The sequence below is a fragment of the Marinobacter antarcticus genome, from assembly GCF_900142385.1.
GTDB classification, from domain to species: Bacteria; Pseudomonadota; Gammaproteobacteria; order Pseudomonadales; family Oleiphilaceae; genus Marinobacter; species Marinobacter antarcticus.
In genome coordinates this window covers 1,141,956-1,154,066 of sequence record NZ_FRAQ01000001.1, presented here as the reverse complement: position 1 = coordinate 1,154,066, position 12,111 = coordinate 1,141,956, and the positions used below count along the sequence as shown (strand labels likewise).

Below are 12,111 nucleotides of genomic sequence, written 5' to 3'. Positions count from 1 at the left end.
CAACCGCCCGAAACCAACAAAATCAGGGCGTTGAATTTTCCACGACTTGCACGAGCTTTTCGACGACACGACGGATATCGTCAGCACTCTGACCTTCCGCCATTACGCGGATCAAAGGCTCCGTCCCGGAGGCCCGCAGCAGTATCCTGCCCGAACTGCCAAGCTCTGACTCAGCCTTCTGAACCGCCGCAACAATATCATCGCGACTGAAAGGGTCAAAACGCTTGGAAACACGCACATTGATCATCGTCTGGGGCAGCCTGCTCATACCTTGGCGCAACTCAGCGAGCGTTTTACCAGACTTGACGATAGATAGCAGCACCTGGAGCGCAGAGACAATGCCATCGCCGGTGCTTGTGCAGTCGCGGATGACAAGGTGGCCGGAACCTTCTCCGCCGAGCACCCAGTTATTGGCCAGCAGGCGCTCCATTACATAGCGGTCGCCGACATTGGCACGCTCAAATGCAATACCCATTTCTGTCAGCGCCAACTCAACCCCAAAATTGGTCATCAGCGTGCCGACCACACCACCTTTAAGGCGACCCTCGGCAAACCGCTGGGAGGCAATCACATACAGCAGCTCATCTCCGTCTACTTCGGAGCCGTCGCGATCAACCATCAGAACCCGGTCGCCATCGCCATCAAAAGCAATACCCAGATCCGCGCCCTTATCAATAACAGCCTGCTTGAGGGCACCCATATGCGTTGAGCCAACATTGAGATTGATGTTAAGCCCGTCCGGCTCTGCACCAATAACTGATACCTGCGCGCCCAATTCGCGGAACACTTTTGGAGCAACGTGATAAGTTGCCCCGTGAGCGCAATCCAGGACAATCTTCATATGATCCAGTGTGAACTCGTTCGGCACCGTGCTTTTACAAAACTCGACGTAGCGCCCCGGAGCATCTTCCACCCGTGACGCCTTGCCCAGCTCGCCCGGACTACAGACCTCAATCGGCTTATCCAGCCAGCGCTCAATTTCTGCTTCCAGCGCATCATCCAGCTTGGTGCCATCAGCAGAGAAGAACTTGATGCCATTATCATGATGCGGGTTATGGGAGGCACTGATAACGATACCCAAGGATGCACGGAAGGTGCGAGTCAGGTAAGCAATGGCCGGCGTTGGCATGGGGCCCAACAGCTTCACATCCACGCCCGCAGCCGACAACCCGGACTCCAGAGCTGATTCGAACATGTAACCTGACAGCCGGGTATCCTTGCCAATCAGCACACTGTTCCGTTGACCAGTCCGCTTGAAGGCCTGCCCGGCGGCCCACCCCAGATGCAACATGAATTCCGGCGTAATCGGGGACTCACCCACCCTGCCGCGTATTCCATCCGTGCCAAAATATTTTCTTCCGGCCATTAAACTGCCTCCTTTACGGCCGTCACCACTTTGACGGCATCTACAGTTTCCCTGACATCGTGCACGCGAACAATACTTGCGCCCTTCAACGCCGCTATTGTCGCGGCCGCAAGGCTCGCGGGCAACCTTTCATCAACCTCCCGCCCCGTAATCTGGCCAAGCATGGATTTTCTGGACATTCCCACCAGCAGGGGGTGACCCAGAATCTGCAATTGCTCCAGTGACGCGAGCAGACGCAGATTATGCTGGAGGTTTTTCCCGAACCCGAAACCCGGGTCCAGAATTATATTGTGCGCCGGTATCCCTGCCTTCTCCGCCGCTCGAACGCGCCCGGTCAGGAACTCGCCGACCTCACGCAGCACATTCCGATAGTCGGGCTGATCCTGCATGGTTTCCGGCTCACCCTGAATGTGCATGATGCATACGGGCACTCCCGCAGTTGCTGCGGCAGTCAGAGCACCATCCCTCTGCAGCGCTCTCACATCGTTAATCAGCCCGGCACCGAGCTCAGTCGTCCGAGACATCACTTCGGGAGTGCTGGTATCTACGGAAACAATCACATCCAGCTCCCGTGCAAGCGCTTCGACCACCGGACAAACGCGGTCCAGCTCTTCCTGAACCGACACTCTGGCTGCACCTGGGCGGGTGGACTCTCCGCCCACATCAATAAACGTCGCGCCATCAGCGACCATTTGGCGAGCCTTTAAAAGCGCTACATCCAACTGGTTGAACCGACCACCATCAGAGAACGAGTCAGGCGTCACATTGAGAACGCCCATTACATGACAGCGGGACATATCCAGCACTCGCCCCGCAAACTTCATTTCCATAAAATAATCTCAATAAAAACAAACGCCGCCCAAAATCAGGGCGGCGCGAGTCAACTCAGACATCTGAAGCCAGGAGCCTTAATGCTCTCCAGCAGGCCGACCCAAATCAGACCGACGGCCATCATCAGAAGGCTTAGCTCCGGAAGTCTGCTCCGGATCGTCAGCCTTGGCACCACCTGCAGAGCCCCTGTCATCCCAACCTTTCGGCGGACGCGGCGCGCGGCCCTCCATGATGTCATCGATCTGGTAGCGATCGATAGTTTCATACTTCATCAACGCCTGAGCCATGAGATCCAGCTTATCCCGGTTATCGACCAGAATTTTCGTAGCCTTCTCGTAACAGGTATCGATGATATTGCGGACTTCCTCATCAATACGCTGCGCCGTTTCGGGCGAGTAGACCGTCTGGGACTGCCCAGCAGAGCGCCCAAGGAACGGCTCTTCACTGTCGGTATCATACTGCAGCGGCCCGAGTTTCTCAGACAGCCCCCAGCGGGTGACCATGTTACGGGCCAGGCTGGTAGCTCGCTCGATGTCATTCGATGCGCCGGTAGTCACGCCATCAAAACCCAGCGTCAGCTCTTCGGCAATACGACCACCAAAGAGGCTGCAAATGGAGCTGATCAGGAAACGTTTGCTATGACTGTACCTGTCCTCCTCGGGGAGGAACATCGTCACACCCAAGGCGCGCCCACGGGGAATAATGCTCACCTTGTAAACCGGGTCATGCTCCGGCATCAGCCGGCCAACAATCGCGTGACCAGACTCGTGGTAAGCCGTGTTGAGCTTTTCTTTTTCGCTCATCACCATGGACTTGCGCTCGGCGCCCATCAGGATCTTGTCTTTTGCCAGCTCAAACTCTTCCATGGAGACCAGGCGCATATTTCGACGAGCCGCAACAAGCGCTGCTTCGTTAACCAGGTTCGCAAGATCGGCACCGGAGAAGCCTGGGGTGCCACGTGCAATAAGCGCGGGCTCAACATTTTCATCCAGGGGCACTTTCTTCATGTGCACCTTGAGAATCTGCTCACGACCAATAATGTCGGGCAGCCCAACCACGACCTGACGGTCAAAACGTCCCGGGCGCAACAGTGCCGGGTCAAGAACGTCCGGGCGGTTGGTCGCAGCAATAACGATAACGCCTTCATTACCCTCAAAGCCGTCCATTTCAACCAGTAGCGCGTTCAAGGTCTGCTCACGCTCATCGTGACCACCACCCATGCCGGCACCACGATGGCGGCCGACCGCATCGATTTCGTCGATGAAGATAATGCAGGGGCTTTGCTTCTTGGCTTGTTCGAACATGTCTCGCACACGGGATGCACCGACACCTACGAACATTTCCACGAAGTCGGAACCGGAAATCGAGAAGAACGGAACTTTTGCTTCACCAGCGATGGCCTTGGCCAGCAGTGTTTTACCGGTACCCGGCTGCCCCACCATCAAGACGCCTTTGGGAATGCTGCCACCAAGACGCTGGAACTTGCTGGGATCCCGAAGGAAGTCCACCAACTCCTTAACATCTTCTTTGGCCTCATCCACACCGGCCACATCGGCAAACGTGGTCTTGATCTGGTCTTCACTCATCAGCTTCGCTTTGCTTTTACCAAACGACATGGGGCCTTTGCCGCCAGCCCCGCCGCCCTGCATCTGGCGCATAAAGAACACGAACAGTGCGATTATGATCAGTATCGGGAATGCCGCCACCAGCAACTGCGTCCACAAGCTCTGCCGCTCCGGCTCCTTGCCGATCACTTCTACTTGATTCGCGAGCAGATCGTCCATCAGCTTGTTATCCGCCACCTGTGGGCGAATCGTCTGAAACTGGGAACCATCGGCGCGGGTGCCCTCAATTTCCAGACCATCAATAGTGACTTTGTTGACTTGGCCCTGCTGAACCATTTCAACGAATTGGGAATAATTGACTTGCTGACCGCTGGTGGTGGGAGAGAAATTCTGAAACACCATCAGCAGTACTGCGGCTATTATAAGCCAGAGAACCAGATTTTTTGCCATATCGTTCAAGGATCGCCACCTGTGAATTGAGAGCAGACCTGCGAAGCAACTACTCTTTACTGATACCTTACACCAATTGTACGTCTATCCACCAGAAACGGCCTACCCGAAACTGCTACAGAAAAACGTAGCTGCGGATCTCAACCTGAAGACGTTCCTGAACGCCGGATAAACCCCCGCATCCCTTGTATGTGGGCCCCATCTCGGAAATTACAACGCCCGCAAGGTGATCTGTTATACAAGGTTGTCTGTTACAATCCAAAAATTATACGACGTTGCCAGCGAATATGCCGCTGACCTTTTGTTAATTGCACCGATAAAGAGATTACATCATGAGCCTTTCACCGGAACAGCGCCGGGAGTACCGGGCTATTGCCCATAACCTGAAGCCCGTCATTATTGTGGGTGACAAGGGCCTGACCGAGAACCTTCAGGAAGAGCTGGAGCGCGCCCTGAACGACCACGAACTCATCAAGATTAAAGTGGCGAGCCAGGACCGCGAAGGCCGCCAGGAAGCGATCAGAACCCTGTGCGAGTCCAGCGGCGCAGAAGTGGTGCAGACCATTGGCAAGATTGCGGTAATTATGCGCAGGGCAAAGAAGCCCAACCCAAAACTGTCCAATCTGCTGCGCCACAAAAACTGACATCAGTAGAACAAAAAACCGGCTGTGCGCATAACACAGCCGGTTTTTTGTTCTTGTGCGCCGGCAAAGGCCAGCGCCGCACGAATCAGATGTATTCCACCTTTTCGATTTCGTACTCCACGGTGCCGGAGGGCACGCGGATAGCCACAACATCGTCTTCGCTCTTGCCAACCAGAGCGCGGGCAATGGGCGACGAGATGGAAAGCTTGCCTTTTTTGATGTCAGCTTCGTCTTCACCAACGATCTTGTATACAACCTGCTCATCCGTATCCATGTTCATCAGATGAACAGTGGTTCCGAAGATAACCCGACCGGTATTCTCCATGTCGGTGACATCAATCACCTGAGCAGCTGAAAGCTTGCCTTCGATTTCCTGAATACGGCCTTCTATGAAGCTCTGCTGCTCCCGGGCAGCATGATACTCAGCGTTTTCTTTCAGATCACCATGCTCTCGCGCATCCGAAATCGCGGCGATAACCCTGGGACGATCCTCAGACTTCAGCTTCTGGAGCTCTTCACGAAGGCGGGTCTCGCCCGCTTTTGTCATAGGTACTCTTTCACTCATAATCATACTTCCCTGCGTGAAGGTCTTGCAGACGGCGTACTGTTCGCTCCGGGCCGAACCTGATGGCCCGACAGAAGGCTTCGCCGCCCGCCAGTGTTGTTGTGTAGGCTACTTTGGTCTGCAGAGCTGACTGGCGAATCTGCGCCGAATCGGACACTGCCTTGCGCCCCTCAGTTGTATTAATAATAAGCTGAACCTGGCCGTTCTTGATAGCGTCCACTATGTGGGGCCGCCCCTCACCCACCTTGTTCACCCGCGCCACCTCAAGCCCCGCCTCGCGAAAGGCTTTAGCGGTGCCGGTGGTGGCAATAAGCCTGAACCCGGTGCTAACCAGATCGCGGGCAACCTGAATGGCACCGGCCTTGTCCACATCGCGAACCGACATGAACACTGTTCCTTCGGACGGCAGCCGCTCTCCGATGGCCAGTGAAGCCTTGGCAAAAGCCTCATCAAAGCTGTCACCAAGCCCCATAACCTCACCTGTGGATTTCATCTCCGGTCCGAGGATCGGGTCAACGGACGGGAACTTGTTGAACGGGAAGACAGACTCTTTTACAGCGTAATAACTGGGCACCACTTCTTTAGTAAAGCCCTGCTCCGCAAGAGACGTCCCCGCCATGACCCTCGCCGCCACCTTGGCCAGCGATACACCGATGGCTTTGGAGACAAAGGGCACGGTCCTTGAAGCACGGGGGTTAACTTCAATCACGTAAATCTCATCATCCTGCCAGGCCAGCTGCACGTTCATCAGGCCCACTACTTCCAGCTCAATGGCCATTTTCCTTACGGCCTCGCGCATGGCGTCCTGCACGTCGGACGGCAGAGTGTATGGCGGTAGCGAGCATGCAGAGTCACCGGAATGAATACCCGCTTGCTCAATGTGCTGCATAATACCGCCGATAACCACATCTTTGCCGTCGCAGATAGCATCAATATCCACCTCGATTGCGGCATTGAGGAAGTGGTCCAGCAATACCGGGCTATCGTTGGAGACCAATACGGCACTGCGCATATAGCGCACCAGCTCTTCCTCTCCGTAAACAATTTCCATGGCTCGGCCGCCCAGCACGTATGACGGGCGCACCACCAGCGGATAACCGATCTCACGGGCAGCCAGAATACCTTCCTCATGGCTACGCACAGTGGCGTTTTCCGGCTGCTTGAGCCCCAGGCGATTAATCATCTGCTGAAACCGCTCACGATCTTCCGCGCGGTCAATCGCATCCGGGCTGGTACCAATAATGGGTACGCCGGCAGCCTCCAGCCCTCGGGCCAGCTTCAACGGTGTCTGGCCGCCGTACTGGACGATCACGCCTTTAGGCTTCTCTATGTGGATAATTTCCAGCACGTCCTCGAGCGTAATCGGCTCAAAGTACAACCGGTCGGAGGTGTCGTAGTCGGTCGATACAGTCTCCGGGTTACAGTTGATCATGATGGTTTCATAGCCGTCTTCACGCATGGCGAGGGCCGCGTGCACACAGCAGTAATCAAATTCGATGCCTTGGCCAATCCGGTTAGGACCGCCGCCGATAACCACGATTTTCTCACGATCGCTGGCATCCGCTTCGCACTCTTCCTCATAGGTGGAGTACATATAGGCGGTATCAGAAGCAAACTCCGCCGCACAGGTGTCCACGCGCTTGTAAACCGGGCGAATGTTCAGATCATGCCGCAGCTTGCGCAGGCTCGCTTCGGTTATGCCCAACAACTTGGCCAGACGCGCATCGGAGAAACCCTTGCGCTTGAGTCGGAACATAGTGGCATGATCAATATCAGCCTTGCCGGCGGACTTCAGAGCCTGCTCTTCACGGATAAGATCTTCGATCTGCACCAGATACCAGGGATCAACCTTGGTGTACTGGAACACGTCATCCACGCTCAGCCCGGCCCGGAAAGCATCACCGATGTACCAGATACGCTCGGCACCGGGAACGCTGAGCTCGCGGGTGAGCGTTTCACGAGAACTTTCCGAGGTAAACTCTTCAAGCTGCTCATCAAAACCATCAGAACCAACCTCCAGACCCCGAAGAGCTTTCTGCAGAGATTCCTGAAAGGTGCGACCAATGGCCATGACTTCACCCACAGATTTCATCTGGGTAGTCAGGCGAGCATCGGCCTGGGGGAACTTCTCAAAGGTAAATCTCGGAATCTTGGTAACAACATAGTCGATGCTGGGCTCGAACGACGCAGGCGTTACGCCACCGGTTATCTCGTTGCGTAGCTCATCGAGTGTGTAACCGACCGCCAGCTTGGCTGCCACTTTGGCAATCGGGAAACCGGTAGCCTTGGAAGCCAGTGCCGATGAACGCGAAACCCTCGGGTTCATCTCGATAACGACCATCCGGCCAGTGTCCGGATTGATGCCAAACTGTACGTTGGAGCCGCCGGTTTCCACACCTATCTCACGCAGCACTGCCAAAGAGGCATTGCGCATGATCTGGTATTCTTTGTCGGTCAGCGTCTGCGCCGGCGCGACGGTTATGGAATCCCCGGTATGCACGCCCATGGCGTCGAAGTTCTCAATGGCGCATACAATGATGCAGTTGTCCGCCTTGTCGCGAACCACTTCCATCTCATACTCTTTCCAGCCAATCAACGACTCATCAATAAGCAGCTCGTTGGTGGGTGAGAGATCAAGACCGCGGGTGCAGATCTCTTCAAATTCGTCCCGGTTGTATGCAATACCGCCGCCAGAACCGCCCATGGTGAACGATGGGCGGATGATGCATGGAAAGCCGATGTCTTCAGCAACTGTCCAGGCTTCTGCCATAGTGTGGGCAATGGAGGCACGCGGGCATTCAAGACCAATGGCTTTCATGGCCTTGTCGAAGCGACTCCGGTCTTCTGCCTTATCGATAGTGTCGGCGTTGGCGCCGATCATTTCCACACCATGCTCCGCCAGCACGCCGTGCTTTTCGAGATCAAGCGCACAGTTAAGCGCGGTCTGCCCACCCATGGTGGGCAGCAGTGCGTCAGGCTTTTCTTTTTCAATGATCTTGGCGACGGTCTGCCAGTTAATCGGCTCGATGTAGGTGGCATCCGCCATCACCGGGTCGGTCATGATGGTGGCCGGGTTCGAGTTAACCAGGATCACCCGGTAACCTTCTTCACGCAGGGCTTTGCAGGCCTGAGCGCCGGAGTAATCAAATTCGCACGCCTGCCCGATCACAATCGGGCCTGCGCCCAGAATCAGGATGCTTTTAATATCGGTCCGTTTTGGCATGTCTTGGTAAACCTGTCAGCAACGTTTAAATTCTTGCAGCGCAAAAAGCAGCGCGTGTCTGGGATGACGTATCTGTCGGTGAGCCGGCGCTATCCCTTCCGGGCTTCCATCAAATGGATAAACTCATCAAACAAGGGCGCCACATCACTAGGACCCGGGCTCGCCTCAGGATGCCCCTGAAAACTGAAGGCCGGCTTATCGGTACGGCGGATACCCTGCAAAGTGCCATCGAACAGCGACTTATAGGTAACTTCCAGCACAGCAGGAAGGGAGGCTTCATCTACCGCAAAGCCGTGATTCTGGCTTGTAATCATGACGGTGCCATTTTCAAGACGCTGAACCGGGTGGTTAGCGCCATGATGGCCATGCCCCATCTTCACACTTTTCGCACCGCTGGCCAGTGCCAGAAGCTGGTGCCCCAGGCATATGCCAAACACCGGAATCTCGGTTTCCAGCACTTCCTGAATCGCCTTGATTGCGTAATCACAGGGCTCAGGATCGCCCGGGCCGTTGGACAGGAATATGCCATCCGGATTCATCGCCAGTACTTCTGAAGCCGGAGTTTGCGCGGGTACAACGGTAATATCGCAGCCACGGGATGCGAGCATACGCAGAATGTTGAACTTGACGCCGTAGTCCCAAGCTACAACCTTGAACTTCGACTCGCCACCCTTCGCGTAGCCTTCGCCGAGTGTCCACTCGCCCTGAGTCCACTTATAGGATTTGTCGCAGGTGACCTCTTTGGCCAGGTCCATACCTTTCAACCCCGGAAATGCGTTAGCCAGTTCCAGCGCACGCTCGGCAGTGGCGTCAGCTCCAGCCACAATAGCCCCGCTCTGTGAGCCTTTGTCACGGAGAATGCGCGTCAGGCGCCGGGTATCTATATCGGCAATTCCGACAATGCTGCTGCTTCGCAGGTAGTCGTCCAGTGACCCGGTGCTGCGCCAGTTGCTGGCGACCAGAGGCAGATCGCGAATAATCAGGCCGGCGGCCTGAATGCGGTCTGACTCGACATCTTCTTCATTCACACCGGTGTTACCGATGTGAGGATAAGTCAGGGTAACGAGCTGGCGTGCATAAGACGGATCGGTCAGTATTTCCTGATAACCGGTCATAGCGGTGTTGAACACCACTTCGCCGCTGGTTTCGCCGTCAGCGCCAATAGCGGTGCCGTAAAACAGGCTTCCGTCTGCGAGTGCAAGGATTGCGGGTGTGCTCAAGGCTTGTATCCTCATCGAGTGGCGTATCGGTTCGTCACGAACAGGAACGCAAGCGCAAATTCAGGTCGCAAAAAAGCGAGAGGGAGTAAAAACTCCGTCCCGCTTTTTGTTATCCGGGAACGGCTTTTGTTCCCTGGGCTATTCAAAGCCTACGCTTGGTGCAGTTAAACCGCCTTATTGTAAGAAATATGCGGTTTTTTGTCCATGTAAAATCACCACCCGGCATTACTTCAACGATAGAACATCCTGCATGTCGTACAAGCCGGCAGGCTTATCTTTCAACCACAGCGCGGCGCGCATGGCTCCCTTGGCAAAAGTCATACGACTGCTTGCCTTGTGGGTAATCTCGATGCGCTCACCTTCCGTGGCGAAAAGTACGGTGTGATCTCCCACCACGTCACCGGCACGAATGGTTTCGAAGCCGATTTCCTTACGGGTACGCTCCCCAGTGAAACCTTCACGACCGTATACCGCACACTCTTTAAGATCACGACCAAGCGCATCAGCAACGACTTCGCCCATGCGCAGGGCGGTGCCGGAGGGTGCATCTTTTTTATGGCGATGGTGAGCTTCGATGATTTCAACGTCGTAGTCATCACCCAGCGCGGCTGCCGCTGTGCGCAGGAGGTTCAGGACGACGTTAACGCCTACGCTCATGTTGGGCGCAAACACCACGGGAGCGGATTCTGCTGCAAAAGCCAACTGCTCTTTCTCGGCGTCGGACAGGCCGGTAGTACCGATAACGAGCATTTTACCGTTGGCTTTGCAGAATTCGGCGTTTTCCAGGGTCAGATCCGGAAAGGTGAAGTCGATAAGTACGTCGAAATCGTCTTTCACGTCAGCCAGGGTGCCAGCCATTTTTACGCCGGTTTTGCCGATGCTGCTCATTTCACCGGCATCCGCACCGATGAGGCTGCTGCCGGGCTCGACGACAGCGGCACCGAGCTCGAGCCCTTCCGTGCCGTCAACCGCTTCAATCAGCACCTTACCCATGCGCCCGGTGGCGCCGATGATTGCTACCCTCATGGCTTTTTCCCTGTATAAAGCTGATCAGAATTTCATTTCGTCGAAGAAGCTCTTAACACCCTCAAACCAGGATGTTTTCTTCGGTGCGTGGTTCGTGCCGTTGTTACTGCCATCCAAGGTTACCTGAAACTCGTCCAGCAGCTCTTTCTGACGTTTGGTCAGATTGACCGGAGTCTCAACCGTCACACGACACAACAGGTCGCCGGAAGGACCTCCGCGAACCGGGCTGACGCCTTTGTTTCGCAGCCGGAAGAGTTTTCCGGTCTGGGTTTCCGGGGGAATCCGGAGCTTCACGCGACCATCCAGCGTTGGCACCTCAAGCTCGCCGCCAAGGGTGGCATCAATAATACTGATCGGCACTTCGCAATAAAGGTTGCGACCATCGCGAGTGAAAATCGAGTGCTCACGCACCGACATCTGCACATACAGATCGCCCGAAGGGCCGCCCTCTATGCCCATCTCGCCTTCGCCGGAGAGCCGGATACGATCACCGGTATCCACGCCCGGAGGCACTTTGACGGAGAGCGTCTTTTCTTCCTGCACCCTGCCCTGACCGTGGCAGACTTTACAGGGATTTTTGATAATCTGGCCGGATCCCCGACATGTGGGGCAAGCCTGTTGCACGGTAAAGAAACCCTGCTGCATGCGCACCTGCCCCATACCTTTACAGGTACTACAGGCCTCAGGGCGAGAGCCCTTTTCAGCGCCACTGCCGTCACAACTGCCGCACTCTCGATGCCCGGGAATTGTGATCTCTACGGTTCTTCCCTTTACCGCCTCTTCGAGATCCAACTCCAGGGTATAACGCAGGTCCGAGCCGCGGGTGTTGCGGCCGCGACCGCCGCCACCACCAAAAATGTCGCCAAACACATCACCAAAGATATCGGAGAAATTGCCTCCGCCTCCGCCTCCGAAGCCGCCACCGGCCTGGCCATCTACGCCGGCATGACCGAACTGGTCGTAGGCCGCCCGCTTGGACTGATCCGCCAACACTTCATAGGCTTCACTGGCCTCTTTGAACTTGTTCTCGGCGTCTTTGTCTTCCGGGTTGCGGTCGGGATGGTACTTCATCGCGAGCTTTCGGTACGCCCGCTTGACTTCTTTCTCATCCGCGTCCCGGGAAAGTCCGAGAATGTCGTAATAATCGCGCTTGGCCATGCTTTAAAACCCTGTTTTTTAAACGCGGAAAACGCGGAGTAGCTCCGCGTTTTCCAACTACCT

9 protein-coding genes are annotated in these 12,111 nt (G+C 55.6%); 1 reads left to right on the top strand and 8 read right to left on the bottom strand.

The features are described from left to right. Positions 1-22 precede the first annotated feature (22 nt). From glmM to ftsH, 3 genes are all read right to left on the bottom strand, one after another. Positions 23-1,366, bottom strand: coding sequence for a phosphoglucosamine mutase (gene glmM / locus BUA49_RS05395; protein ID WP_072796122.1), 1,344 nt, complete (start codon positions 1,364-1,366; stop codon positions 23-25). After that, a complete protein-coding gene (gene folP / locus BUA49_RS05390; RefSeq protein ID WP_072796120.1) occupies positions 1,366-2,196 on the bottom strand; it encodes a dihydropteroate synthase in 831 nt (276 codons plus the stop codon). The genes glmM and folP overlap by 1 nt, the downstream gene beginning before the upstream one ends. A gap of 78 nt (positions 2,197-2,274) precedes the next feature. Beyond that, positions 2,275-4,221 (bottom strand): ATP-dependent zinc metalloprotease FtsH, encoded by a 1,947-nt coding sequence (gene ftsH / locus BUA49_RS05385; protein ID WP_217650398.1) that lies wholly within the window; start codon positions 4,219-4,221, stop codon positions 2,275-2,277. A 323-nt stretch (positions 4,222-4,544) separates the two neighbouring features. Here ftsH and yhbY point away from each other — a divergent pair, with 323 nt between their 5' ends. Next, positions 4,545-4,856 (top strand): ribosome assembly RNA-binding protein YhbY, encoded by a 312-nt coding sequence (gene yhbY, locus BUA49_RS05380; RefSeq protein WP_072796119.1) that lies wholly within the window; start codon positions 4,545-4,547, stop codon positions 4,854-4,856. 85 nt (positions 4,857-4,941) lie between these two features. On the opposite strand, the gene greA is transcribed toward yhbY, so the two are convergent. The 5 genes from greA to dnaJ all read right to left on the bottom strand — a co-directional run bounded on the left by greA (position 4,942) and on the right by dnaJ (position 12,048). Next, positions 4,942-5,403, bottom strand: coding sequence for a transcription elongation factor GreA (gene greA / locus BUA49_RS05375; protein ID WP_407656687.1), 462 nt, complete (start codon positions 5,401-5,403; stop codon positions 4,942-4,944). A 10-nt stretch (positions 5,404-5,413) separates the two neighbouring features. Beyond that, a complete protein-coding gene (gene carB, locus BUA49_RS05370) occupies positions 5,414-8,644 on the bottom strand; it encodes a carbamoyl-phosphate synthase large subunit (RefSeq protein ID WP_072796117.1) in 3,231 nt (1,076 codons plus the stop codon). An 89-nt stretch (positions 8,645-8,733) separates the two neighbouring features. After that, positions 8,734-9,864, bottom strand: coding sequence for a glutamine-hydrolyzing carbamoyl-phosphate synthase small subunit (gene carA / locus BUA49_RS05365; RefSeq protein WP_175547550.1), 1,131 nt, complete (start codon positions 9,862-9,864; stop codon positions 8,734-8,736). 225 nt (positions 9,865-10,089) lie between these two features. Then, on the bottom strand, positions 10,090-10,890 hold the full coding sequence (gene dapB, locus BUA49_RS05360; protein ID WP_072796115.1) for a 4-hydroxy-tetrahydrodipicolinate reductase: 801 nt from the start codon (positions 10,888-10,890) through the stop codon (positions 10,090-10,092). Positions 10,891-10,914: 24 nt separating this feature from the next. Beyond that, complete coding sequence (gene dnaJ, locus BUA49_RS05355; protein WP_072796114.1) at positions 10,915-12,048, bottom strand: molecular chaperone DnaJ; 1,134 nt, start codon at positions 12,046-12,048, stop codon at positions 10,915-10,917. Positions 12,049-12,111 lie beyond the last annotated feature (63 nt).

Coding starts and splice junctions, on each gene's coding strand:
- yhbY (WP_072796119.1), top strand. CDS start 4,545: ATGAGCCTTTCACCGGAACAGCGCCGGGAGTACCGGGCTATTGCCCAT.
- dapB (WP_072796115.1), bottom strand. CDS start 10,890: ATGAGGGTAGCAATCATCGGCGCCACCGGGCGCATGGGTAAGGTGCTG.
- glmM (WP_072796122.1), bottom strand. CDS start 1,366: ATGGCCGGAAGAAAATATTTTGGCACGGATGGAATACGCGGCAGGGTG.
- dnaJ (WP_072796114.1), bottom strand. CDS start 12,048: ATGGCCAAGCGCGATTATTACGACATTCTCGGACTTTCCCGGGACGCG.
- carB (WP_072796117.1), bottom strand. CDS start 8,644: ATGCCAAAACGGACCGATATTAAAAGCATCCTGATTCTGGGCGCAGGC.
- greA (WP_407656687.1), bottom strand. CDS start 5,403: ATGACAAAAGCGGGCGAGACCCGCCTTCGTGAAGAGCTCCAGAAGCTG.
- folP (WP_072796120.1), bottom strand. CDS start 2,196: ATGGAAATGAAGTTTGCGGGGCGAGTGCTGGATATGTCCCGCTGTCAT.